Annotated in this window: 21 protein-coding genes and 1 tRNA gene; 6 read left to right on the forward strand and 16 right to left on the reverse strand. The window is 43.8% G+C overall.

Features of this window, described 5'->3' with window-relative positions; all coding sequences use genetic code 11:
- Nucleotides 1-21: 21 nt before the first annotated feature.
- The 11 genes from ACVW0P_RS17395 to ACVW0P_RS17445 form a co-directional block, all read right to left on the reverse strand.
- Nucleotides 22-1,152: an epoxide hydrolase family protein gene (locus ACVW0P_RS17395; RefSeq protein WP_457133187.1), complete on the reverse strand. Its 1,131-nt coding sequence runs from the start codon at nt 1,150-1,152 to the stop codon at nt 22-24.
- Nucleotides 1,153-1,158: 6 nt separating this feature from the next.
- On the reverse strand, nt 1,159-1,842 hold the full coding sequence (locus ACVW0P_RS17400) for a peptidase associated/transthyretin-like domain-containing protein (protein WP_354428933.1): 684 nt from the start codon (nt 1,840-1,842) through the stop codon (nt 1,159-1,161).
- Nucleotides 1,843-1,948: 106 nt separating this feature from the next.
- Nucleotides 1,949-3,901, reverse strand: coding sequence for a M1 family metallopeptidase (locus ACVW0P_RS17405; RefSeq protein WP_457133188.1), 1,953 nt, complete (start codon nt 3,899-3,901; stop codon nt 1,949-1,951).
- A gap of 148 nt (nt 3,902-4,049) precedes the next feature.
- Nucleotides 4,050-4,394 (reverse strand): Spx/MgsR family RNA polymerase-binding regulatory protein, encoded by a 345-nt coding sequence (locus ACVW0P_RS17410; RefSeq protein WP_457133189.1) that lies wholly within the window; start codon nt 4,392-4,394, stop codon nt 4,050-4,052.
- Nucleotides 4,395-4,440: 46 nt separating this feature from the next.
- Nucleotides 4,441-4,587, reverse strand: coding sequence for a type II toxin-antitoxin system YoeB family toxin (locus ACVW0P_RS17415; RefSeq protein ID WP_457133250.1), 147 nt, complete (start codon nt 4,585-4,587; stop codon nt 4,441-4,443).
- A gap of 129 nt (nt 4,588-4,716) precedes the next feature.
- Nucleotides 4,717-4,914, reverse strand: coding sequence for a DUF2683 family protein (locus ACVW0P_RS17420; RefSeq protein WP_354428926.1), 198 nt, complete (start codon nt 4,912-4,914; stop codon nt 4,717-4,719).
- Nucleotides 4,915-4,991: 77 nt separating this feature from the next.
- Nucleotides 4,992-5,552: an aminoacyl-tRNA hydrolase gene (pth, locus tag ACVW0P_RS17425; RefSeq protein WP_457133190.1), complete on the reverse strand. Its 561-nt coding sequence runs from the start codon at nt 5,550-5,552 to the stop codon at nt 4,992-4,994.
- Nucleotides 5,553-5,651: 99 nt separating this feature from the next.
- The gene (locus ACVW0P_RS17430; protein ID WP_457133191.1) at nt 5,652-7,508 is read right to left on the reverse strand and encodes a DUF4185 domain-containing protein; all 1,857 of its coding nucleotides are present in this window, start codon (nt 7,506-7,508) and stop codon (nt 5,652-5,654) included.
- 170 nt (nt 7,509-7,678) lie between these two features.
- A complete protein-coding gene (locus tag ACVW0P_RS17435; RefSeq protein WP_457133192.1) occupies nt 7,679-8,257 on the reverse strand; it encodes a 50S ribosomal protein L25/general stress protein Ctc in 579 nt (192 codons plus the stop codon).
- Nucleotides 8,258-8,299: 42 nt separating this feature from the next.
- On the reverse strand, nt 8,300-9,244 hold the full coding sequence (locus ACVW0P_RS17440) for a ribose-phosphate pyrophosphokinase (RefSeq protein ID WP_354428919.1): 945 nt from the start codon (nt 9,242-9,244) through the stop codon (nt 8,300-8,302).
- A 155-nt stretch (nt 9,245-9,399) separates the two neighbouring features.
- Nucleotides 9,400-9,470: transfer RNA gene (locus ACVW0P_RS17445), tRNA-Gln, on the reverse strand.
- A gap of 213 nt (nt 9,471-9,683) precedes the next feature.
- On the opposite strand from ACVW0P_RS17445, the gene ACVW0P_RS17450 reads away from it, so the two are divergent.
- Both ACVW0P_RS17450 and ACVW0P_RS17455 read left to right on the forward strand, forming a co-directional pair.
- Entirely contained in the window at nt 9,684-12,821 is a 3,138-nt protein-coding gene (locus tag ACVW0P_RS17450; RefSeq protein ID WP_457133193.1) for a glycosyltransferase family 117 protein, read from the forward strand.
- Between the two features lie 108 nt (nt 12,822-12,929).
- Nucleotides 12,930-14,306, forward strand: a complete 1,377-nt coding sequence (locus tag ACVW0P_RS17455) for a serine hydrolase (protein ID WP_457133194.1) — start codon at nt 12,930-12,932, stop codon at nt 14,304-14,306.
- A gap of 261 nt (nt 14,307-14,567) precedes the next feature.
- Here ACVW0P_RS17455 and ACVW0P_RS17460 read toward each other — a convergent pair whose 3' ends face one another.
- From ACVW0P_RS17460 to ACVW0P_RS17475, 4 genes are all read right to left on the reverse strand, one after another.
- Nucleotides 14,568-15,524, reverse strand: a complete 957-nt coding sequence (locus tag ACVW0P_RS17460) for an acetyl-CoA carboxylase carboxyltransferase subunit alpha (protein ID WP_354428914.1) — start codon at nt 15,522-15,524, stop codon at nt 14,568-14,570.
- Between the two features lie 55 nt (nt 15,525-15,579).
- Nucleotides 15,580-16,074, reverse strand: a complete 495-nt coding sequence (locus tag ACVW0P_RS17465) for a hypothetical protein (RefSeq protein WP_457133195.1) — start codon at nt 16,072-16,074, stop codon at nt 15,580-15,582.
- A gap of 151 nt (nt 16,075-16,225) precedes the next feature.
- A complete protein-coding gene (locus ACVW0P_RS17470; RefSeq protein ID WP_457133196.1) occupies nt 16,226-17,977 on the reverse strand; it encodes a family 43 glycosylhydrolase in 1,752 nt (583 codons plus the stop codon).
- 134 nt (nt 17,978-18,111) lie between these two features.
- Complete coding sequence (locus ACVW0P_RS17475) at nt 18,112-19,245, reverse strand: alpha/beta hydrolase (RefSeq protein WP_457133197.1); 1,134 nt, start codon at nt 19,243-19,245, stop codon at nt 18,112-18,114.
- 275 nt (nt 19,246-19,520) lie between these two features.
- Between ACVW0P_RS17475 and ACVW0P_RS17480 the strand changes: the two genes are divergently transcribed.
- Together ACVW0P_RS17480 and ACVW0P_RS17485 are read left to right on the forward strand one after the other, a co-directional pair.
- The gene (locus ACVW0P_RS17480; RefSeq protein ID WP_457133198.1) at nt 19,521-20,507 is read left to right on the forward strand and encodes an aldo/keto reductase; all 987 of its coding nucleotides are present in this window, start codon (nt 19,521-19,523) and stop codon (nt 20,505-20,507) included.
- Between the two features lie 71 nt (nt 20,508-20,578).
- The gene (locus ACVW0P_RS17485; RefSeq protein ID WP_457133199.1) at nt 20,579-21,031 is read left to right on the forward strand and encodes a hypothetical protein; all 453 of its coding nucleotides are present in this window, start codon (nt 20,579-20,581) and stop codon (nt 21,029-21,031) included.
- Between the two features lie 35 nt (nt 21,032-21,066).
- Here ACVW0P_RS17485 and ACVW0P_RS17490 read toward each other — a convergent pair whose 3' ends face one another.
- Complete coding sequence (locus ACVW0P_RS17490) at nt 21,067-23,496, reverse strand: AsmA family protein (protein WP_457133200.1); 2,430 nt, start codon at nt 23,494-23,496, stop codon at nt 21,067-21,069.
- A gap of 169 nt (nt 23,497-23,665) precedes the next feature.
- Between ACVW0P_RS17490 and ACVW0P_RS17495 the strand changes: the two genes are divergently transcribed.
- Nucleotides 23,666-24,460, forward strand: a complete 795-nt coding sequence (locus tag ACVW0P_RS17495; RefSeq protein WP_457133201.1) for a HipA family kinase — start codon at nt 23,666-23,668, stop codon at nt 24,458-24,460.
- Entirely contained in the window at nt 24,438-24,821 is a 384-nt protein-coding gene (locus tag ACVW0P_RS17500; protein ID WP_457133202.1) for a DUF3037 domain-containing protein, read from the forward strand. The genes ACVW0P_RS17495 and ACVW0P_RS17500 overlap by 23 nt, the downstream gene beginning before the upstream one ends.
- Nucleotides 24,822-24,885: the final 64 nt, after the last annotated feature.

Consider the following 24,885-nt stretch of genomic DNA (forward strand, 5'->3'; position numbering starts at 1 on the left):
CCCTTCACAACCGTAAGCAGGTTATACAATTTGCTCGAAAAAACTCCGGATATCATCTGCAAGCATTTGCGGTTGCTCCAAAGCAGCGAAATGCCCGCCTTTTGGCATTTCCTTCCATCGTATGATATTAAATGACCTCTCTACGAAAGACCGCGGAGGCGTTGGCAATTCTTTTGGGAAACGCGTAAATGCCACAGGGGCATTTATGCGCTGGCCTTTACTAAATTTAAGCGGGGCTGTACTGCTTTCCTTGTAAAGCCTTATAGATGATGGCAGGCTTTGGGTAAACCAGTATAATGATATATTGGCAAGCAATTCATCGCGACTGATAACGTTTTCTAAATAACCGTTGTTATCCGTCCAACTTTGAAATTTCTCAATGATCCATCCGCATAAACCTGCAGGCGAGTCGTTTAGCCCGTAAGGGAGGGTTTGCGGTTTAGTGCTATGTATGCTGCCATAAGCACCCTCTTTGGCATACCATTCGGCGATCTGTTGCTTATACGCAGTTTCCTCAGCGATGAGTTCATCGCCGGGTGCTATATAGGGTTGGTATGAGCCGGGAATAAAGTTTAAGTGCAAGGCAATTATATGATCTGGGTATTGTAAAGTTAGCCAGCTACTGATACCAGCGCCAATATCCCCGCCCTGCGCACCATATTTTGTATAGCCTAAGCCCAACATCAACTTGTGCCACAAGCCGGCTATGACCTTACTGTTGCATCCTGAAGTGGTGGCTTTTGAAGAAAAACCGAAACCAATAACAGACGGTATAACCAGATCAAAAGTGAGGCCCGGCCCTTCAGTTAGGTAAGCTATGAGCTTAATCATCTCCAGGAAAGACCCCGGCCAGCCGTGTGTTATTATCAACGGTACCGATTTGCTCCCTTTACCTTTTACATGGATAAAATGGATCTTGTATCCGTCCACTTCGGCAATAAAATTATCATAAGTATTTATATGCTCTTCAGTATTGCGCCACGAATAATCATTAGCCCAGTATTGGCATAAGTTTTTAAGGTAATTTAAATTAGTACCATAAGTCCATTCCGCCCCGTCTATTTCATCAGGCCAGCGCGTGTTTAACAATTTGTTTTTAAGATCGACTAATTGCTCCTCCGGAACGGCAACTTTGAACTGACTTATTTTCATTTTTACCTATTGCTTCAGCGATTGAGGCGCACGTTTATCAACCGGCAAAGCCATAAATTTTTTGTAGCTATCATTTATATAAGCCACCATCGATTCGTTGTTATTCCCGCGCAAAAAGGCATAGCTGGGCCTAAACATAGTCATAAAGTTTTCCAGGTCGTTCCCTTTTAAAGGCACCAGGCTGGTTACATAAGCCGGACTAAAGGCGGCATCAATTGCCCGCTCTTCAGATTCGCGCTGAAAGTAGCGTTTTAACCTACGGGCTTTTTTACCTTCGCCGCTAAACCAGGTAGATGGCGAAAAGGCATACACCTTGCTTTTCTCGTAAACATCCGGGTATTCTTCCCTTGGGTTAAACGTAGTGCGGGTAGCCGTAATGTTTACCGCTCTTAAAGATATCATTGAGGTTACCAGTTCTATCTTTTTTGGAGCCATATCAACCAAATACAAAGTATCTGATACATATCCCGGCGAGTTAAATATAAGCGTGTGGCCCGCCGCGGCGCGGATGCCAAAGTTCCCCTTCTTATCCGTAATGCTTACTTGCTTATTGGTGATATCCTTTATAAAAACATCGGGTAAACGTGTGTTGGTGCCATGTTCGTAAACAGTACCTTTAAATGTACCTTGCGCACCGGCAAGCGACGTTACGGTTACTAACAGAATGATAAGGGGAAGTAGTTTTTTCATGGCTGATGGATTAGCTAACAGTTAAACCTGTTTTGCCGGGCAAAGGTTTCAAATTAAAACTTCAAATCAACAAAAAACCCGGCCTAAGCCGGGTTTTTCAATATTATTACTTTTTCCAAACATTGTTGTCGGGGTTATAATCCGGCAATACTTTATCAGGGTCGTAGGTAACAGATTGGATCTCTTCTGTCGACGGGTACCTTACCACAAACGTGGAGTTGCGTTCCCAGATCTCAACAGGTAGTTTAAGGCGCTCTATCTTTCCGCTAACGGTTTTAATTTCAAGGATACCCGGCATAACCAGCTTATCAAGGTTATCTAAAGTGATCAAAGCACCTTTTGATGCATCGCCACTAACGTATTTAACGTCGCGCACGCCAACATCATGGCGCCAGTTGTTAATGAACCAGCCTCTCCAGAACCATTGTAAGGTTTCGCCGCTCGCGTTCTCCATCGTACGGAAAAAATCATCAGGTGTAGGGTGTTTGAATGCCCAACGCGCCACATACGTACGGAAAGCATAATCAAAACGCTCGGGGCCTAAGATCTGCTCGCGCAATAAGGTTAAGCCTGTACCGGGTTTAAAGTATAGCATTAAACCTGTATTTGCTTCTTTTAGGTTCTCCGGCGAGCTCATGATAGACTCCATAGCATCGCTGGTTAAAAACGCGCCCATTTTTTCCATATCCTGCTTTTTGCCCGCATACTCGCCTTTATTAAAGTCGGCAGTACTAAGCGTGTTGATAAAGGTATTAAAACCTTCGTCCATCCAGCCGTATAAACGCTCGTTAGAACCAACTATCATCGGGAACCAGGTGTGGCCAAATTCATGGTCGTTAACGCCCCACAAATCACGTTTTTTCGCTTTCCAGCTACAAAATACAATACCCGGGTACTCCATACCACCAACAACACCGGCAACAGCAGTAGCAGCAGGGTAAGGGTATTCGAACCATTTTTGCGAGTTAAACTCTATTGATTTTTTAACGTATTCGGTAGAACGGCCCCAAGCATCATTGCCATTGCTCTCAACCGGGTAGGCAGATATCGCTGTTGATTTTTTACCGCTTGGTAAAACCATTTTGGCTGCATCAACAATAAATGATGCGGATGAACCCCAAGAAGCATCACGGGCATTCTTTATTTTGAATTTCCAGGTAAGTTGTTTTTTACCGGCCGGGCGCGACGACGCCTCGGTAACCTCGCTTGCCGAACGGATAATTACTGTTGCTTCGCTTTTCTCAGCCTGTGCCCAACGTTTCACTTGCTCTGGGGTATATACATCCTGTGGGTTTTGCAATTCTCCCGATGCTACTACAATGTGGTTCGCCGGGGCAGTAATGCTCAGGTCAAAATCACCATACTCCAGGTAAAACTCGGCAGGGCCGGTGTAAGGCAACGTATTCCAGCCCATGATATCGTCATAAACGTACATGCGCGGGTACCATTGGGCTACTGTGTATATCTTACCATTTTTTGTATTTTGGATCCCGGTACGGTCAGACCCATATTCAGGAACTACAAATGAGTACTCGATATTTAGTTTTACCTGGCCACCGTTAGGGTTAACGCCTGTTGGCAAAAACACTTGCATACGGGTATCATTTATCAAAAACTTAACGGGGGTATCGCCTACCTTAACTGATTTGATATTATAACCGCCGCTTGCTAAAGCGCCACGGCCGCCGTTACGGCTTCCGCTTGGCGGGATTATAGCTGTACCGCGAGAGTCTGATTTAAATAAGTTTTGATCTAACTGCATCCACAAGAAATCCAGTTTCTGCGGGCTGTTGTTGGTGTACGTTAAGACTTCGGCACCTGTAACCTCGTTGTTTTGATCGTTAAGGGTGGCCGACAATTGGTAGTCGGCACGGTTTTGCCAGTATTTAGCGCCCGGCTGGCCATCTGCCGCGCGGAACTCGTTACCATTTTTACTATAGAAGAACGGCGCGAATGCCTCATGGTAATTATAATTACTTACCGGGGCCTGCTGCGCCTGGCTAATGCCGTTTACAGACATAAATGCCAGCGTAAAACCGGCAATTAGTTTAAATTTCATAATTTTTTAATGATTTGGTAAAAACAAAGACAATTATACTAATTATTGGATTAGCTATTACGAGATTTATTTATCTGTAATAATTAAATTACGATAGCTGATTGTTAGGCGATTAGTGTTTTGGGCACCACAGCTATAATTTGTATGATTATTTCAAATTACTGTTGTAAACCTGCTCGTCAAAACCAAAGGAAAGAAAATCGCCATTCTCTATAACCGGGCGCTTGATCATGCTGGTTTTTTCTTGTAGTAGCTTCAGAGCATCATCTTTGGTTTTGACACCCGCCTTAACTTCGGGGTCCAGCTGCTTGTAAGTAAGGCCTTGCTTGTTCATGAACTTTTCGTAGCCGGCCTTGCTATCCCACTCGGTCAGTTTATCGGCACTAACGCCCAGTTTCTTAAAATCGTGAAACTCGTAAGCTACATTATTGGCCTTAAACCAATCGAGCGCTTTTTTTACCGTATTGCAGTTTTTAATGCCGTAAACTTTCATGAATATTTTCTTGGTTATAGTCTTTTTTAAGGTTGAATAGAAACGACTATTTGCTATTATAATGTCCCATCGCCGATACAACAAAAACCATTACAATGTCTTCTTCAACTTTATAAATTAATCTGTCTTTTCGATTGATGCGCCTTGACCAAAATCCGGCAAGCTCATACTTTAACTGTTCTGGATTACCAATAACTGTTCTGGATTACCAATACCTGTATATGGATCTTGTGAAAGTTCGATTAGTATTTTCTCAATCTTTTGATTGTTCCTTTACCACCTGATGTGTAATGCTGTTTTAGGTGTTTTTGGGCCAGTTCCTCTACTTTAAGTTTAAACTGCCCCATATGTCTTTTGGATCAACCTCTATGTAATTGCCATTTTTACTTGCCTTCTTTACCATTGATACAAATTCAGGGTCATAAGGGCTTGTTTCCACAGTTACTTTTAATGCTTTAGCAACAGCCTTTAAAGCACTCAACTGCTCTTTATTTTGAGGATGCATTATTAATGTTGTCATATTCAAATTTAATCAATTATATCCAAAGCTTAAACCTCAAATATCAGGCATATTTATACGAAGCTTCAAGGATAATCTTATTTATTGAACTTGGTCATCGTAAGCTCCGTACCTATAGTGGCAAAGCTTTTTATCATTTCTATCGAGCGATCAATTAGTGCAGGGAGTTCGAGTTTCTCGTCATCGTCAAAACCGCTTAACACATAGTCAACCTGGCGGCCTTTGGGATAATTATCGCTTACGCCAAAACGCAGGCGCGCATATTCGTTGTTACCCAGGGTGGTCTCAATGTGTTTTAAACCATTATGCCCCGCGGCGCTACCTTTTGGTTTAAGGCGAAGCGTGCCCAATGGCAAAGCAATATCATCCACAATAACCAGTACGTTTTCAACAGGGATCTTCAGTTCCTTCATCCAATGATTTAAGGCCTTGCCGCTAAGGTTCATGTAGGTAGTTGGCTTAATAAGGTGAAGGGTGCGGCCTTTATGGTTCACTTCGGTGTAGGCAGCCAGGCGCATGGTATAAAACTTTGCCCCTTCCTGCTTTGCCATTTCATCAAGCACCATAAAACCTATGTTATGCCTGGTATCGGCATATTCCGGCCCAATGTTTCCTAACCCAACTATCAAATATTTCATAAGCCTACCCTTAACAGGGATTTAAAGCGCAATTATACAAAAATAGCGATGGGTTTAAACCCCATCGCTATCATATTTTGCTTATCAGTTACTTACTGTCTACAATCCTACTACCGAATAAGGCACACGGATGTTTTTTACACGGTAGTAATAAGGGTCGAGATAACCTTCCTGGCAATCTGTAACGCCACAGCCCGAGAAGTTCAAACAAAAGGTTAATAACAGTTCGTTATGGCCGTTAACCGATTCGGGGTGAATAGACGGCGTATAGTAACGCGCATATTTACCGCCAAAATATTCGCTAACCGTATAAATATATTTTTGCGCGGTGAATGGGCCCGTTGGGCTGGTCGACGTCGATATATATATATCACGCTTAGTTTCGCAGTTAAAACCCTGATCCATTGACATCATAATGTATTTACCATTGAGGTATGAGATACTATTATTACCCGGCCCTACGGCAATTTTTGCCGCATCGCTGGTGGTAGGCGTGTTTACCCATGAAGTGCCGTCCCAAAACGCCCACGTCAATGGATCGGTTTGTTTAAACCTGGCTACAAAAATATTTTGGCCGTAGCCAAAATTAAAACCCTGCGAACCGAAAGAGTACACATAGCCATCGTTACCCTTTACCATACCTGATGAATAGCTTATATCTGTTTGACCCGACATACCGGCTGGAGTATTACGTACAGCCGACCATTCGTCGCCTGCGTTAGGAGTAAGCTTGTACAGTGACTGGTTGGTGGCACCCAAGCCCCTGCCCTCGCCGCACTGTACCCAAACGTCGTTGCCTATCTGCACACCTAATCCCGGCCATGACCAATCTGTACCCGGCTGGTTATTAAAGATCTGCCTTGGGCGGCCATGCGCGCTGTTTGGTATCGTCATGTTGGTGGTATGATCGGGGTTCCAGTCGGTTGCCGTTGGCTGTATCATTACCGAGTTGTTGTAATTAAAGAAGTCCGAACACGCAAATTTATGATTATCGCGCAGCCTCGATCCGTCCCACGCATCTTGGGTGATCCACAACACTTTGCCATTGCTTAGCGGTACGCTGGTACCCTGATCAAACGCTACCGAACCCTGGCTTGAGTTATTTCTTTCAAAAAAACCAATTGCCGCATCATCCCTGTAGGCTTGTTCGGGCAATGGCATAAAGGTAAATTGTTGATTACCGCTTTTGTCATCCGCCTTTTCCAGTGTTACTTTAACGTCTGCGGCCGATGTGCTTAGTGCCAAACCTGTATTTTTATTAATGATATTAAATATACCTACGGTTGATGATTGCCCAACTGTCCACAACTCGCCCGCAACGGCCGATTCACGGTATTGCTCAGCCTCGGCACCCGCCAGGGCGCCCGTACCTGCATTTATAAACTTACCGGTGTATAAATTCCGGATCTGGTAATATCTTACCCCCCGGGCCGTGCTATTATAGATGAGGTGCCATTTTTGCCAAAGCGGCATTACATTTAAACTTGTTCCGGCTTCTATCTTTTGATTATCCTTATATTTCTCATTGTAGGTGTAATTGCCCGCTACCTGTAGCATCTTACCATTAGTAGCTGCAATGGCAAATACGCCATAGTCCGAATTATTAAAATCAAATACTTTAAATTCAACGTTCCAGTCGATCTTTTCGCCGGATTCGGCGGTGACTACAAATACCTGCTTTTGCGAAGTAGCATTAAAGCTTGCCCCCGATGCGGGCGACACTGTCGACCCATCGGAGATAACCATGTTGGCTTTTAAAGCGGCCATGTTAGCCCCTTTATACACGGTAACGGTTATTGTATGTTTAACGTTATCAAACACTGCCGGGCCCATTTGCCCCTCGGCAAGCGCGAATTGTTTGATCATTCTTCCCGGGCTGGGGAATCTCTTGTAATTATCCTTGGAACAGGACATAGTTAGTACAATTGCAGTAAGCAGTAGTAATACTTTCTTCATGATGACGGTTTATGCTAAATTGGTTTAGCAAATTTATAAATGTAAATCGTTTTAGCAAATTATTTGAAAGATATTTTTATGAACTATATTAAAGAAGACGATACGCATAAAAAAAGCGACGGTAGATACCGTCGCTTTTCAATAAATTCAAATCGGTTAATCCCGATAAATTATTTTTTGCCTGCTTCTTGCTCAGCCTGGCGTAATGCACGTGAAGTGGTTACAGATACAATTGTATCTTCTTGTGAATTGGTGATAGTAAGGTTAGGCAAGTTGATCTCGTTAACTTTTACTGATTTACCAACCTCAAGGGCTTCGATGCTCACTTCGATGTTATCCAAGTGATTTTTCGGTAAGGCTTTAACACGCAGTTTCCTTAGTTTTTGAACTAATTTACCACCCACTTTAACACCCGGAGAAGTACCTGTTAATTTTACAGGAATTTCAATAGTGATAGGTTTCTTTTCATCTAACAATAAAAAGTCGATGTGGATAAGTTGTTCCGTTAACGGGTGGAACTGCATATCTTTAATGATGGCTTGTGATTTAACACCAGCAACTTCAATTTCGATGAAATGAACAACCGGAGTATAAACTACGGCTCTCAAATCAGCTGCGGACACTGCAAAGTGGGTTTGTGTTGCACCACCGTAAAGTACTGCAGGCACTAAGCCCTGGTAACGCAGTCCTTTAGCGTCTCTTTTCCCTACGTTCTCTCTTGGAGAACCGCTAATAGCAAATGATTTCATTATTTATTTATTCAAAGCCACACCAACATGGTATGGATATTTTTAATCTACTTTAAAAAGCTGGCTTATCGAGCCATGCTCGTTTACGTTGCTTATTGCTTTTGCAAACAAATCGGCGGTGGTAAGTACCCTTATTTTAGGGCTGCTATGTTTTAATGGTATGGTATCGGTCACTATCAGTTCGGTTAATGCCGAGTTTTCGATAGTTTCATAAGCCTTACCTGATAATACCGGGTGTGTACATACCGCGCGAACGCTGCGTGCACCACGCTCCATAATTAAGCCGGCCGCTTTTGCAAGCGTACCTGCTGTATCGCAAATGTCATCTATCAGTACAATATCCTGATCGGTAACATCTCCAATGATGGTCATGCTTTCAATTTCGTTTGCGCGCTTGCGGCGTTTGTCACAAATTACAACTTCGGCATTAAAAAACTTCGCGAAACTGCGCGCCCTGTAAGAGCCACCCATATCCGGCGATGCAATGGTTATGTTACCCAAACCAAGGCTTTTTATATAAGGTACAAATATGATAGATGCATCTAAGTGATCTACCGGTACATCAAAAAATGCCTGGATCTGTGCAGCGTGCAGGTCCATCGTCATGATACGGTTAATACCTGCTGCTACCAATAAGTTTGCTACCAGTTTTGAGCCAATGGCAACACGCGGCTTATCTTTCCTGTCCTGGCGGGCCAAACCGAAGTAAGGGATAACCGCAATGATGTAATGGGCAGATGCGCGGCGCGCGGCATCTATCATCATCAGCAGTTCCATCAGGTTATCGGTAGGCTGGTGTGTGCTTTGTATCAAAAACACATCGCATCCGCGGATACTCTCGTTAAAATGGGGCTGAAATTCGCCATCGCTAAAACGCGACAAAACTACATCGCCAAGCGGTTGCCCGTATGATGTAGCAATGTGTTCTGACAGTTCCTTAGAACCCGACCCTGCAAATAGCTTAACTGTATTAAACTGTAAAGGCATCTTCTTATTTCGGATTTACGATTTACGATTTCGGATTTTTAACATCCTATATCGTTAGTCCAAGTACACCAACCCCGTATAAAAAACAATCGGATTTCGATTTTCATCTTGGAAGTAAATCCTAAATTAAAAATCCGAAATCCGAAATTTCTATGTTGCCCGACCAGGATTCGAACCTAGACAAACGGTACCAAAAACCGTCGTACTACCATTATACTATCAGGCAATCTCCTTTGGTTTGTAAGCCATCCCGAAAAGGAATGCAAATATAGGACGATTTTTGAGAACTCAAAAGCAAAATTTAAAAAAGTATTTGAAATTATTTCAGCAGCCAAAACATGCGTTAAAAAGTGTTAAGGTTTACCGCTTTTAACATAAACATCGTAATGTTTTTCTTATTTTCGGCTGCTTAAACCTGATTTAGCTTGTAATAAACAGCATGAAATACAATAAGATCAACAATATTTTTGGCTGGGCAGCCAGCATTATTGCATCCATCACCTACATTTTAACGCTCGAACCATCTACCAGTTTTTGGGATTGCGGCGAATTTATAGCTTGTATTTACCGCCTGCAGGTAGCCCATCAACCCGGTGCGCCGTTATTTACCATGATAGGTAAGGTATTTTCGTTATTATCTTTTGGTGATAACATGAAGGTAGCTTATTTCACCAACATGGCATCAGCACTTGCCAGCGGCGCAACCATATTGTTCCTTTTTTGGACGATAACCGCGCTTGCTAAAAAGTTGGTTGTTAAGGCGGGACAGGAGCTCACCCAAACCAACATCATCCAAATTATTGGTGCAGGTTTAGTGGGTGCATTGGCTTACACCTGGTCAGACACTTTCTGGTTCTCGGCTGTCGAGAGCGAGGTTTACGCGCAATCATCCCTTTGTACCGCCATCGTTTTTTGGGCCATATTGAAATGGGAAAACCATGCAGATGAAGCCCATGCTGATAAATGGATCATTTTCATCGCCTATGTAATGGGCCTATCCATCGGTATCCACTTATTAAACTTACTGGTTATACCTGCTATTGCATTGGTTATTTACTTCCGCAGGGCAAAACAAGTTACAAACGGCGGTACCATCTGGTCGTTTGTATTAGGTGTCATTACGGTTGCCTTAATACTTTGGGGGGTTATACAGTTCACGGTTAAAGGCGCGGCCTTTTCTGATCTGCTTTTTGTAAACACCCTGGGCATGGGCTTCGGCAGTGGCGCTATCGTGTTCTTCATATTGGTTATAGGCACCCTGGCATCGGGGATCTATTATACCATAAAACCATCTACAACTTTTTTAGGCATTGCAGTACTTTGCTTTGTTGCCTTACTTACCATTAGCGCAGGCATTGTTGGCTTGATTGGCGCTGCCGCTATTTTAGCACTATTAGAATATGTTTTAAAAGTACGTGAAAAACGTGTTGCATTAAACCGCGTTTTGATATGTGCAGCGTTCATATTGTTCGGTTATAGCTCGTTCGTGATGATCGTTATTCGTGCTAAAGCGGGTACCAACCTGAACAACAGCGACCCGCAGGACCCGTTTGCAGTTAATAGTTATCTAAACCGCGACCAGTACGGCGATACGCCTTTAATGTATGGCGAGTATTTTGATTCGCAGGTTACTGACCAAACCGAGGGCGCTAAAATATATCGCCGTGGCGAAAAAGAATACGAGGTTGCAGGTAAAAAACTAAACACTATTTACGACAGGAATACGCTGTTCCCGAGAATGTTTAGCCAAAAGCCGAATCACGCTGAGTTTTACAGGATGTGGAGCAACCTTGGCGCCGAGGAACATCCAACCATGGGCACCAATATTGGCTTTTTTACCAGCTGGCAGGTTACGCAGATGTATACCCGCTATTTTTTGTGGAACTTTGTAGGACGGGCAAACGAAATGGACGGGCAAACCGCGCAGGGTGCCGATGGCAGCTGGCTAAGCGGCTTTAGCAATAAAGACCTGCCAAGTACCGTCACGCTAAGCAAATCATACAACAGGCTATATTTCCTACCGCTTATAATAGGTTTATTGGGGATGATATATCACTTTCAACGCAACCAGCGCGATGCGGGTGTGGTAGTGATCCTGTTCTTTTTTACGGGTTTAGCCATTGTGCTTTACCTAAACCAGGACCCATTACAGCCACGTGAGCGTGATTATGCTTATGCGGGATCATTCTATGCGTTCGCTATTTGGATAGGCCTTGGCGTATTGTTTATTGCCGACTTGCTGAGCAAAAAGATCAATCCTAAAACCAGCGCTATTGCCGCTACCGTAATATGTTTGCTTGCCGCGCCTGCGCTTATGGCCAACCAGGAATGGGACGACCATGACCGCTCTACCAAGCTTACCCCGCATGACATCGCTTACGATTACCTAAACTCGTGTGCGCCAAATGCCATCCTGTTTACCTATGCCGATAACGATACTTACCCGCTTTGGTATATCCAGGAGGTTGAGAACGTTCGCCCGGATGTACGTATCGTAAATTTAAGTTTATTGGGTACAGACTGGTATATCCGCCAGATGAAGGGCAAAATGAACAACTCGGCACCGCTACCTATCACCATGGATAACAAAAAATTTGAAGCCGGTGTGCGCGATGTTATTTATTATAACGACGCGAAAATTGCAGGCAATGTGGAGTTGAAAGAAGTGTTCGACTTTATTACGTCAGACAGTAAGGACAACATGGTGCAGTATCAAAGCGGCGAAAGCGCTAACTACCTGCCAAGCAAAAACTTTAAATTGACGGTTAATGCGGATGATGTAGTTAAATACGGAACAGTGCCTGCCGATAAAAAAGACAAGATAGTACCAGAAATGGACTGGATGTATCCCGGTAAATATGTAACTAAGGATAACCTGGCTATGATGGATATCCTGGCGCATAACAACTGGAAACGCCCGGTGTACTTTGCATCTACCGTGCCAAGCGACAATATGCTTGGGCTTGACAAATACCTGTACAGCGAAGGTTTAAGTTACCGCTTGATGCCGTATAAACCGGATACAACCGCTGCGGCACAAGAGAATAGCAACACCCTGAAAATGTACGATAACATGATAAATAAGTACAAATATGGCAATTTCAAAAATGCTAAGTATTTGGATCATGAATCGCTAAACCTGTTTTACCCTTTGATAACCCGCTTGTACGCTACCCTTGCCGATAACCTTTTAAAAGAAGGCCACCAGGACCTGGCTAAAAACGCTTTAAAGAAATATGATGATGTAATGCCATCGGTGATCATATCATCTGAATTGGCCGTACGTAAATATTACATGGCCGAAAGCTTGTTCCGTATGGGTGATGCTACTTTAGGCATCAAGCTTGCTACACAAATTGATAATTACATAGTTGACCAACTGAACTACAGCTACATACTTTATCAAAAAAGCGATGGCAGCCTAAACAGCCGCGATGTACAGCTGTATCTTTCGTTATTAAACGGGATGGTTAACCTAACCAAAAGCTACAAGCAGGATGCCCTTAGCGCCAAAATAAGCGCCCAGTTGAAAGACTACGGCACCAAGTTTGGCGGCATGGCACCACCGCAACAGTAACGATACTTAAGTTTACAAATAACAAGAAAGCGGCAATTAGCCGCTTTTCTTGTTTAAAACGAGTAACATATCAACCTTAGCGTCGTCTTAGTAGTACAACTTAAGAATATGAAACACGCCTACCTTCTGCTCTCTTTACTCATCCTCAGCAATATTGCATCAGCCCAAAATAAGGCGGCTGTTATAGATTCTATGCTGCACCGCACCAATCGCCTGGGCTTGTTTAAGGGGAATATTTTAGTGGCAGATAAGGGGAAGATAATTTACAAAGGAGCGATAGGCTTTACCGATGCATCGCAAACAACTGCGCTAACAACACAATACCGTTTCCACATTGGCTCCATAGCTAAGGAGTTTAATGCAGTAGGTATAATGATGCTTAAAGAGCAGGGCAAATTAAGCATTGATAATAAGGTATCTGAATACTTCCCCAATTTACCGGCTTGGGCAAAACAGATCAGCATTAAAAACCTGCTGCAATATACCAGCGGCCTGCCCGACCTTAAATGGAAAACCATAAAAAATGATGCAGACATCTGGGGCGACCTGCAAAAACTTGATAAACTTGATTTTGCGCCGGGCACACAATATGCCTACAATAACAGCAACACATTTTTACAGCGCCGCATAATTGAAAAGATAACCGGCTTAACTTTCACCAAGTTTGTAGAGCAAAAAATGTTGAAACCCCTAAACATGACCAATGCTTTGATCGATCCTGACGATAGCACAACGCTAATGGCCAAATCATATAGCAATAAACTGCAACAGTCATCCCTAATCTATCCAATTACCGGTTGGACGGCTGTTACGTTGGACGACTTCTACAAATGGGAGTTGGCTTTGGAGGGTTTTAAACTGATAAACCCGGAGTCGACAAAAGAGATCATTACCCCTTTTGCGCCTAACAAACAATGCGGTTTAGGTGGTGGCAGTATGGCAAGCCGCAAGATATTGACCCATGAACATGATGGCACGAGCTTAAATTACCAGGCCTTGCTAACAGCTAACACATCACAGGGCCGCACGATTATCCTGATGACCAATAACAAGCAGAATAATTTATACGATATAAACAGAGCTATCCAAGCTATTTTAGACGGCAAACCTTTTCAACAGCCAAAAAAATCAGTACTGGCTGCTTTTGGTTCACAGTTAGATAGCCTTAAGGGTGCACAGATAATCAGTTTTTATAATAACCTTAAAGTTAAATACGCAGCCGATTATGGTTTCGAAAACGAATCATCTTTAAATGAGATAGGCTACTATTTTAAGAATAAGAACCGCTTGGATGATGCACTGATAGTTTTTGAATATAATACTGCCCTATTCCCAACATCGGGCAATTTATTTGACAGCCTGGGCGAAGCGTATTATGCCAAAGGCGATAAAGCAAAGGCCCTGATAAACTATAAAAAATCACTTCAACTCGACCCTAAAAATGAAGCGGCAAAGGCTGTAATTGCCGAGTTAGAGAAGAAATAATTAGGCCTGTCCCACGGTGTACCACTCTGTCCCATTTTTTTAAAAGTGGAACACCCTTAGATTTAGTTAAAGCGTTAATTGACAGACAATTAAATAAACGACACTTGACACTGTCTCACGCACCAGAAGTCGCAAAAAACTGATTACCAACAATTTACGTTTTTTAATTTACATAGTAACATAAAGAACGGGACAGTAAGCGGTACAAAACGAAAAAAGCGGCCATGCAGCCGCTTTTTTCGTTTCGTCTTTATCTAAAACTTAATCCTCTTCTACAACACCCATGCTGCAGAATTTGTCGATACGCTCGGTAACCAGTTCGTCGACGTTGCGCTCGGTTAAGGTTTTAAGGTCTTTAATTAATTGCTTTTTTAATGTGGCAGCCATAGTAACGGGGTCCTGGTGTGCGCCACCAAGTGGTTCTTTAATAACACCATCGATCAGCTTGTTCTTCAACATCTCTGTCGATGTTAGTTTCAGCATTTCGGCAGCGCGTTCTTTATGTTCCCACGTTTTGAACAGGATGGTAGAACAGTTCTCCGGGGAGATAACCGAATACCAAGAGTTATCCAACATCATCACTTTATCGCCAATACCAATACCCAATGCACCACCGGATGCACCTTCGCCAATTACCACGCAAATTATAGGCACTTTCAATACCGACATTTCCAGCAGGTTACGGGCAATAGCCTCGCCCTGTCCCCGCTCTTCAGCCTCAAGGCCCGGGAATGCTCCGGGGGTATCTATTAAAGTAACAACAGGCTTGCCAAACTTCTCGGCTATTTTCATCAGCCTTAAAGCTTTGCGGTAACCTTCGGGGTTGGCCATACCAAAATTACGGTACTGGCGTTCCTTGGTGTTACGCCCTTTTTGGTGGCCAATAAACATCACTGTTTGGCCATTTAACGTCCCAAAACCACCTATAATTGCTTTATCGTCACCTACAGTACGGTCGCCATGCATTTCGATGAAATCATCGCACATCAGCTCAAGGTATTGTAAAGTATAAGGGCGCTCGGGGTGGCGGGATATCTGTACTTTTTGCCATCCGGTAAGGTTGGCATAAATCTCTTTCTTGGTGTTTTCCATCTTGGCCTCTAACTCGGCAACGGTGGCAGACATGTCGAGCTTGTTTTTTTCTTCAACCTGCTTAACTTTTTCTATCTGGCCTTGCAATTCGGCAAGTGGCTTTTCAAAATCAAATGTAATCTTCATACAATTTTATTGGCCGCTAAATTAAATAAATCCATCGGCATATTGTTTAATATCCTTACTTGAATGTACGCAATTTATTTAACTGCTGTGGCGACAGCAAATAATACGTTTTTACAGCCGCGTTTAAAATGGCGTTACGCAGTTCGCCCTGGTATAAGCCATAGCGGTTTGTATAGTAGATGAGGTCGCTTTCGTTTATCTTTTTGGCTCGGAACAGCGCGTCAAGCTTGGTTTCGTTAGTGACAATAAAGTTGCCCATCTCAATCTTTTTGCGCTTTAACTCGGTACTTATTTTGGCTAACGCTGCTGCTTGCGACGGACTTAGATCTATCTCTTTCTTAAACTTCAAAGCCTTATCTGCCGGCGGGTAATTGTTCATTTCGGCCACCTTGTTCATTTCGTAAACATCCTCGCCCTTGATCAACGCGTTGTATTGCACATCGCTCAAGGTTTTTAACGGCGATGGTTTTAGTGTGCTATCCGGGGTTTGAGCATTTGCCGCTAAACTAATGACAAACACGAAAGCAACGGCAGATAATAGTTTATACATAGTATTAGTCTGATTATAAAACGCAATTTTAAGCCAGTATTGTCAACACGTAATTGCGCGGAACGATAGCGACAAGGTAACCTCTTAGGCAAAGTGTACAATTGTTCTAAAGAGATTGGTTCGTACCTCTCAGTGACGCTTTGAAAGTATCTTACTCCACCTTCATCACCTTAGTCCTCTTACTTATCCCGTTCTCGTTAAATGCCTCTATCTGGAAGTAATATGGCAGGCCTTTTTCCATGCCGTTAAAGTAGTACTCGGTAATATTGTAAACCATAATATTGCTGTAGAGTTTATCGGGCTCGGTACCAAAGTAGATGGTGTAACCCACAGCACTATCCGTTTGCCGCCAGCGGATCCATGAGTTACGGCGCTCGGCATCACCGCGAAGAACGATCATATTTCTTACCGTATCCGGCGCTGCACCTCCTGCTTTCCCAAATACCCTAAATCCTGATAGAGCAAACTTACCCGTTGGCATGTGCAGGTTGGTGATCTTTAAATAACGCGCTTTAGCAGGGGATTTCAGTTCGATGTAATCGTGGGGTACATCCGTTTTGTTTTTGCTTTTATCTACCAGCGTTTTCCATGTTTTACCATCTATTGATGAAGAGATAACATACTGATGAAACACCCCTAACGATTTACCCATGAACGTAGCATCCTGGTCAGCGTAATTCACCTGAATGGCCCTAACAGTGCTTACATCGCCCAGATCCGTTTTAAACCACTCGCCTTTGTTGGCTGTTTTGGCGCTCCAGTAGGTTTTAATATCCTCATCCACCGCCAGGTTAGGTACGTAAGCGCCAAGGGTTGACGATACTTGCACAGGCTTGTTGTAGTTCAGCAACATCCAGCCTGTAAAATTACTTTTAAGGTGATCTTCCTTGCCTGCGGCTAAGTAATGCGGGTAATCGCCATAAGCGGTATTGGTGTACAGCACGCCATCCTTATCAAAACCGGCCGGCCAAAAACCGTTGCGGCGTTCAAAATTATTTTTTACGTTAATAACCATGGTACTGATGTGCCAATAGTTACCAAATTTATCGGCCCAGGTTGCACCATGCCCCGCCCCTTTAGCAAAGCCGCCCGGCTTGTAGCTAAATGGGTTATGTTTTTGATAAGTGAACGGACCAAGCGGTTTATCGCCCACGTAAACGCCATCGCCGTAGCCACGCCCTTCGGTGCCGGGTGAGGCATATTGCAGGTAGTATTTTCCGTTATGTTTATTCATCCAGCCGCCTTCCATAAACCCGGTCAGGAATACGTTATCATTATTCTCGCCAAAGCGCTCCCAGCCGTGCTCTTTCCAGTCCAGTTTGATCATTTCCTTTTTTGGGCCAATGGGTTCAAAAGTTTTACGGTCTATCTCCTGCCCGTACATGGGCAGGGTGTTGCTGCTACCATGGTAGATATACACGCGGCCGTCATCATCCGCAAATAGCCCCGGATCCCACGCGCCAACTTTAAAGTAATCTTTGGCAGCTTTCCAGGTATCGTGAGTTGGGTCGGTACTCATCCACAGGGTAAAATCTTTATTATAGGTAGAGCCAATAACCAGTAGGGTATCGCCCAAAACCAGTGTACCGGGGGCGCAAAGCTCATCGCCTTTAACCTCGTTGTATGGCCTCACAAACTTGCGCGACACAAACTTCCAGTTCAGCATATCGCTGCTCCACCAATACCCAAATTGATTAGTACTAAACAGGTAATAATTGCCTTTAAATAGCGTAACGGTTGGGTCGGCAGTGGCGCGGTGCTTGCCCCATGCAGCAAAGGTCTCGAACGGCGTATAACCATAATCGAGGTTGAGCGGGTTGCAATAAGTAAGGCGTTTGGTTTGTGCCGATGCGGATACAGCACAGAATACAATCAGGGCAACTAATGAAATGCGAAACTTCATAACAGGCAATGTAATTGGTTAGCGAATCAAATATCAGTTTTTATAGTGATAAAAGAAACAGCCGCCGGTTTAGTATAAAAAAGAACGGCCACCTTCTCAGGCGGCCGTTCTCATTATAAGACCAGTCGGAACTATTACATCCCGAAAGCTTTTTTTAGTTGGTCAACAGCGTACATTTCTGCTTCTTTGGCTTGTGGAACTACTGCACCCATGCCAAAAAACTCGTGCGTTACGCCGTTCCAGTTTTTACTATCAACGGTTACACCGGCAGCCTTCAATTTCTCAACTAAAGTCATGCCTTCGCTTTGCAAGGGATCTATCTCATCTGTAATAACAGTTGTTGGCGGCAGGCCTTTAAGGTTGGCGGCGATCAAGTTAATACGGGGGTCTTTACCTTCGGCCATATTATTAAGATAGTTTTTTACAAACCACATCATCATTGGCTTATCCAAAGGTTTGGCAGCGGCATTTTTGGTGTATGATGGTGTTGCCATGTCTGATCCTGCAATGGGGTACACCGCAACAATCGCGGTTGGGATCATTATCTTACTATCGCGGGCTTTAATAGCGGTATTGATAGCAAGGTTACCACCCGCGCTTTCGCCTGCAACGGCAATCTTTTCAGGATCACCTTTAATAGACGCAGCATTATTTACCACCCATTTGTACGCGGCAAATGCATCGTTATGCGCTACCGGGAACTTATGCTCCGGTGCTAAGCGGTACGCTACCGATACCACTATGGCATCCGTTTTATCAGCCAATACGTTTGCGGATGCATCATATACATCAAGGTTGGCTATTACAAAACCGCCACCGTGGTAGTACACAATTACCGGATAAGCTGCTTTACCTGTTTTTGGAGTGTAAATGCGTACATGGATGTTACCGCCATCAACAGGCAGCTCTTTACCAATAGTATCTACGTTAAATACAGGCTTTGGTATGTTGTTCTCTTTCATCAGGTCCATCACCGCGTCTGTAGGAGTGTGGTTTTTACGGGCCTCAACCGCGGTTAATTGCGGGATAGGCTTATCGCCATAGCTTGCTAATTTTTCGTTAACGGCCTGCATTTCCGGTTTTATATCCGGTGCCCATGCAGGTGCAGGGCCTTTTGGTTTTAATGTTACCGGTTTAGCAGTATCGGCCGGTGCCAGGTTAGTATCTTTAGCGGTGCTATCCCCGGCACTTTTAGACGCGCTGCCGGTACATGCTGCGGCGCCCATCATACAGAATAGTGCTATATAGGTAATTGATCTGATTCTCATTTTAGTAGATGATTTGTTAAGTTTTACATCCCATCAAGTACAACAACTGTGCTATAAATGATTAAACTTTACTATTAGTTATGAAAATAGCGATCAGTTGTAAAGTATTTAATTTGAGGGAAATTTATATCTGGGCGGATTTTTCGCTTGGTGGTCATGGCTTCTTTTTGTACGGTCTGTCAGTATAGTGAAATATTACGGGGATCAAAAGGAAACTTGTGTCACATTAGGCGTTTTGACCCGTATCTTCATAAAACATTTTACAACACTATACTATGAAATACAGAACTTTAGGCACCACCGATGTACAGCTATCAGCAATTGGGTTAGGCTGCATGGGCATGAGCCATGCTTACGGCGAACCCGACGACGATGAATCTATAGCAACACTAAATAAAGCTATTGAACTTGGCATTAACTTTTGGGATACTGCCGATGTTTATGGCAGCGGACAAAACGAAAAACTGATCTCGCAGGTATTAAAACCCAACCGCGATAAGATCTTCCTGGCTACCAAATTTGGTTTTACTGCGGATGGTACGGGTAAACTCTCGGGATTTGACGGCTCTCCGGCTTATATCAAAAAAGCGGTTGAAGCGAGTTTAAAACGCTTGCAAACTGATGTTATCGATCTTTATTACGCGCATCGGGTAGATCCTAACATACCCATCGAAGAAACCGTTGGCGCCATGGCCGAACTGGTTAAAGAGGGTAAAGTAAAACACCTCGGCTTATCCGAAGCATCGGCAAACAGCATCCGCCGGGCACATGCCGTACACCCTATAGCCGCCTTACAAAGCGAATACTCGTTATTAACTCGTGACGTGGAGACGGAAATATTACCGCTTACTAAAGAATTGGGGATCTCATTCATCCCGTTTAGCCCCCTTGCCCGCGGCTTAATGACTAACAAACTTGATGTAAGTGAGCTTAAAGAAGGCGATTTCCGCAAAACGCTGCCCCGCTACCAGCAAGGCCATGCAGACAATAACAACCAACTGGCAGATGGATTTGCGGGGATAGCCGAAAGCATTGGCGCAACGCCTGCCCAACTGGCTATTGCATGGGTACTTAACCAGGGCGACAACATCATCCCAATCCCCGGCACCAAAAAGCGCAAATATCTACAAGAAAATGCAGGCAGCGTTGATGTCGAATTAAATGCTGATACGCTCAACAGTATCGATGCCCTGCTTAAAAGATTCCCTAACACAGGCGATCGTTACAACGAGGGTAATTTGAAATTTGTAGATAAGAATTGATAAACTGACATTGTGCCGAAGATTCGCTAAACAGCTATTTAGTATCTTCGGCCTTTTCAAACTATACACTTATGCACAAAAATTTGAGCCGCTTCGCGATAGTTGCTATAGCCATGTTAGCCTTCGCCTCTTGCGATACATCAGCCAAAAAAGATAAAGCACCTGCAAATGATACCATTCCCAAAGCTGAGGTGGCTTCAAGTGTACCTGCCGCTATTGATACAGGTAAATTAGTTGGCGCATGGCACGATGAAACCATTAAAACAGATAATGGCGAAAGTATAGCCTACGAGGTGGTTAGCAGCGGCCATAAGGTTTTTATACAAGCAATTACTTTTAAAGGCACTAATCTTAAACTGAATGATACCCCGCCTATCACTACTTCAGCATCCGAGATCAGGAAAGAAGGTGATGGTTACGTAAGTGTAGAACGCCCCGACGAAAGCTACAAAGTTGACAAAAAAGGCAACCTGCTTTTATATGATAAAGGCATATTGGTAGCTACCTGTAAAAAGATATTATAGTATAAAGGCCCGGATTATAATCGGGGCCTTTATTTTTATTTATGGTTTTTATTCCATCCTATCTTCATTTTGCCGCCTTCCTCGTGCGCGCGGATATGGAGCACAATCCCTTTAAAACGCTTTTTGTCAAGTTCTGCCTTGTCGGTTATCAGGCTATCCTTGCCGGGGTTTCTTAGCGGTACGTCCAGTGCTATATCTGTCCCTTTGGTTAAACCGTAAATGCCTTCCACATCCACATTTAAAACACTGCTGCTTATTTGCAACGGTTTAATAGTGATCATATCGCCACGAAGCAAAAAGTGCCCGTCCATTTTGGGGATGCTTATATTTTTTAGGTTGCGGAAAGGAAAGGCGAATTTACCCACACTCACCAATGGCTTAAAGTTTATCAAAGCCGCATCGCGCAGGCTCAGGTCTAAATTACCGTTAATAGAGTTTGGCACAAGGTTACCCGCATCGGTTATCCCCCCGGTAATACTTGTTTTGGCCGATAAAAACCCTTTCAAATTTTCGGCGGTAAAATCCTGCAAACCAAAGTTATTGAACGCGTTGAAAAACTCGCGCATGTTTACGTTGCTAACCACGGTATTCACCGCAAAGCTATTTAACGATTTGCCCTGCATCATCTTACCGTTCATCTTTAAAAAACCACCGGCATGTTTAACGCCAATATTTTGTATAATGATCCCGTTATCGGTGGTCAGCAGATCGGCTGTGGCATCCGTGGCCAGGAATTTTTTATAGTAAACCTTAGCCACCTTCATATGCATTTCGGCCTTACCTTTTTCCAGCACGTTGCTTAGCTGGTCTACAATATTGCCGCTATTTGCCCTACTTTTAGTTGCAGGGGCTTGTTTACGCTCGCTCAGAAAACCTAAAAATTCGCCAAGGTATAATTGCGGACTACGGATCTGCCAGGTGAGCAAGATCTTTTCGGGTGAGTTGTAATACAAGTTAAGGAAGTTGTTGATCCGGCCATCCATATTTACAATACTTCGGCCGCTTTGCAAGCGAATGTTGCTAAGTATCAGGTCGTCGCCAACAAAGTTTAAGAATATAGAAGAGTTTTTAAGCTTGAGGTTACGCGGCAGATAGGAAATATCTGTATTACGCAACACTATCGCCCCTTTAATAATAGGCTTGTTTATTTTGTAATCAACTACATCTGCAGTGTAATGGAGTTTCATATCTGCTTCGCCGTTGGCAAATTTGGCAATGTTATCATCCAGCAAATAATTAAGATCGGCGGCCGGGAAATTTGATCTGAAATTACCCGTGGCAGTAGGCTTCACCAGGTTAATAATGCTGCCCGTATCGATATTAAATGGCAAATGATTATAGGTACCCTTCATGGCAATAAGCTTGATGGCCGAATTATCATCGCCGTACCCTTTATCTTTTACGTAATTATTGGTAAAGATCCCGTTAAAACTGCAATTATCCAGTTCGCCCCCCGGGATAGTAATCTTGCTGTCTCTCACCTTGGCAGTAACATACAATTTTGGCCCGCCGTCGCTACCGCCGAAGCTTCCATTTAGGTTACAGGTAACATCCATAGGCTTACTGATGTTGAAGCGATTTAGCACCATGGTGATGTTCGGCGCAAGTAAGCCTGATGCCCGTCGCCATAGGATCTGGTCGGCAACGATATTAATGGCAAAGTTTGCTGAGGGCTTATCCTTAGTGGAAAAAACAGCATTGATTTTGAAAGGGGTTTCGCCAATATTTAAAGGTTGCACTGATACATTTACCTTACCTGTCTTCTCGTTATATCCTGCAACAAAATCGCCTTCTAATTTTTGATTTTTAATAAAGCTGCCGCGCTTGCTATTAAACGCCATACTTTTTGCCAGTACATCCAGGTGGAAATCAGAGCGCCATCCGCTATCCGGATATTGCATTTTGCCGCTTAGTTCATTTACACCAAAGTTGAATAACTTGTTTGCCTTGCGGTCGTCAATTGTAAATGTAACATTGCTCAGCGTAAACTTTTTTAATTGGGTAGATGAACTACTTTCTGACGGGTTATCCTTTACTTGTTTATGATCTTTCTTAAAAACGGCGGTATTACTGTATCCCGTGCTATCTGTAAACAAGTCAATGGCGGCATTTCGGATATCAATATGGTTGATATCTATCGCGCCCCTAAAAAGGGCCATGGTATTGATGGACACATTAAAATCTTTAGCGTTTAGCAGCGTGTGCTTATGGCGGTCAAACTGTTTATCGCGAATCAGAACGTTATGCAGCGTAAGCGAAACAGCCGGGAAACCACGGAAAAAGTTGGGCGTCATATCGCCGATAACCAGGGTGCCATCCACACTTTTATCAAGCTGCTCATTCACCATTTTAAGCACCTTGGCTTTGTTAAAGGTGATGTATAAGGTAGCGCCAACCAGTATCAGTACCACCAGCAGCACCAGGCCGGCAAATATTTTCAAGGAAAGTTTTAACCACTTAGGCATATCAACAGTTTTACAGGTAAATAGCTAAATGCCTTGTTTTGTTTGCTTTGTAACAGAATGGTTAATAGCGAAGAGGAATAATGCCTCTCCCGGCTCTCACCACAAGAGATTTAGAAAAACCCGTACACAAATCAATTTACCAATTATCGCTATATTAGCCCACACAACCATGGCTGATACCGCACCCCAATTACGCACCGTTAACGTTACCCGCTATGTTACGCCATTGCGCGAGGGTGGCTCTTTACCGGCTATTGCCGAGGCGGATGACAGTTTCCTTTATGTATTAAAATTTCGTGGTGCCGGCCAGGGTCCAAAAGCCCTTATTGCCGATTTAATTGGTGCCGAAATTGCCCGTAAACTGGGCTTTAAAGTACCCGAACTGGTGTTTGCCAACCTTGACGAAGCCTTTGGCCGTACCGAACCCGACGAAGAGATCCAGGACCTGCTGAAGTTTAGCGTGGGCCTTAACCTGGCACTGCATTACCTTTCGGGCTCCATCACGTTCGACCCTACGGTTACCTTTGTGACTACCGAAATGGCGTCTAAAATTGTGTGGATGGACGCCCTGCTGATGAATGTTGACCGCACTGCCCGTAACACCAATATGCTGATGTTTAACCGCGAGCTTTGGCTGATAGACCATGGCGCGGCACTTTACTTTCACCACAGTATGGAGAAGTGGGAAGAGCAGGCCAAACGCCCGTTCGTGCAGATAAAAGACCATGTGCTGCTGCGCAAAGCATTCGAACTGGACGAAATTGACACCAAATTTAAAGCGATACTTACTCCGGAATTTATACAATCTGTTGTAGACCTGATACCCGATGCGTGGCTTACCGACCGCTCTTTTGAGACTGAAGATGAGCAGCGCCAGATCTACGCCAAATTCCTGAACACCCGATTAGCTAACTCAAATATTTTTGTAACCGAGGCGCAAAATGCAAGACAGACACTTATTTGAGTACGCCGTTATCCGCGTTGTACCCAGGGTAGAGCGCGAAGAATTCCTGAACGTAGGGGTGGTTTTGCTATGCAGCAAACAGAAATATCTAAAAATGATGTATCAGGTAGACCGCGAACGCCTGCAGGCTTTCGCTAATGACCTGGACATTCAGGCGCTCGAAGAAAATCTGCTCTCGTTTCAACGAATAGCTAATGGTGCTAAGGACTCAGGCCCGATTGGAGAGCTGGATGCCGCATCGCGCTTTAGGTGGCTAACGGCAACCCGCAGCACAGTTGTACAAACCTCAAAAGTGCACCCGGGCTTTTGTTTGGATGGTGATGACTCGCTTACCCGGTTATATGATCAGTTGGTGAAGTAAACCGCTGACTGTGTTATATTTCGCCCCTTCTCAATCGTTTTCGCAGTTTAAATTATAGGGGTAT

Source organism: Mucilaginibacter sp. UYNi724 (genome assembly GCF_054057495.1).

Coding starts and splice junctions, on each gene's coding strand:
- ACVW0P_RS17435 (WP_457133192.1), bottom strand. CDS start 8,257: ATGAAATCATTTGCTATTAGCGGTTCTCCAAGAGAGAACGTAGGGAAA.
- ACVW0P_RS17485 (WP_457133199.1), top strand. CDS start 20,579: ATGCACAAAAATTTGAGCCGCTTCGCGATAGTTGCTATAGCCATGTTA.
- ACVW0P_RS17460 (WP_354428914.1), bottom strand. CDS start 15,524: ATGAAGATTACATTTGATTTTGAAAAGCCACTTGCCGAATTGCAAGGC.
- ACVW0P_RS17455 (WP_457133194.1), top strand. CDS start 12,930: ATGAAACACGCCTACCTTCTGCTCTCTTTACTCATCCTCAGCAATATT.
- ACVW0P_RS17400 (WP_354428933.1), bottom strand. CDS start 1,842: ATGAAAAAACTACTTCCCCTTATCATTCTGTTAGTAACCGTAACGTCG.
- ACVW0P_RS17490 (WP_457133200.1), bottom strand. CDS start 23,496: ATGCCTAAGTGGTTAAAACTTTCCTTGAAAATATTTGCCGGCCTGGTG.
- ACVW0P_RS17470 (WP_457133196.1), bottom strand. CDS start 17,977: ATGAAGTTTCGCATTTCATTAGTTGCCCTGATTGTATTCTGTGCTGTA.
- ACVW0P_RS17395 (WP_457133187.1), bottom strand. CDS start 1,152: ATGAAAATAAGTCAGTTCAAAGTTGCCGTTCCGGAGGAGCAATTAGTC.
- ACVW0P_RS17465 (WP_457133195.1), bottom strand. CDS start 16,074: ATGTATAAACTATTATCTGCCGTTGCTTTCGTGTTTGTCATTAGTTTA.
- ACVW0P_RS17475 (WP_457133197.1), bottom strand. CDS start 19,245: ATGAGAATCAGATCAATTACCTATATAGCACTATTCTGTATGATGGGC.
- ACVW0P_RS17440 (WP_354428919.1), bottom strand. CDS start 9,244: ATGCCTTTACAGTTTAATACAGTTAAGCTATTTGCAGGGTCGGGTTCT.
- ACVW0P_RS17420 (WP_354428926.1), bottom strand. CDS start 4,914: ATGACAACATTAATAATGCATCCTCAAAATAAAGAGCAGTTGAGTGCT.
- ACVW0P_RS17495 (WP_457133201.1), top strand. CDS start 23,666: ATGGCTGATACCGCACCCCAATTACGCACCGTTAACGTTACCCGCTAT.
- ACVW0P_RS17405 (WP_457133188.1), bottom strand. CDS start 3,901: ATGAAATTTAAACTAATTGCCGGTTTTACGCTGGCATTTATGTCTGTA.
- ACVW0P_RS17500 (WP_457133202.1), top strand. CDS start 24,438: ATGCAAGACAGACACTTATTTGAGTACGCCGTTATCCGCGTTGTACCC.
- pth (WP_457133190.1), bottom strand. CDS start 5,552: ATGAAATATTTGATAGTTGGGTTAGGAAACATTGGGCCGGAATATGCC.
- ACVW0P_RS17430 (WP_457133191.1), bottom strand. CDS start 7,508: ATGAAGAAAGTATTACTACTGCTTACTGCAATTGTACTAACTATGTCC.
- ACVW0P_RS17480 (WP_457133198.1), top strand. CDS start 19,521: ATGAAATACAGAACTTTAGGCACCACCGATGTACAGCTATCAGCAATT.
- ACVW0P_RS17410 (WP_457133189.1), bottom strand. CDS start 4,394: ATGAAAGTTTACGGCATTAAAAACTGCAATACGGTAAAAAAAGCGCTC.
- ACVW0P_RS17450 (WP_457133193.1), top strand. CDS start 9,684: ATGAAATACAATAAGATCAACAATATTTTTGGCTGGGCAGCCAGCATT.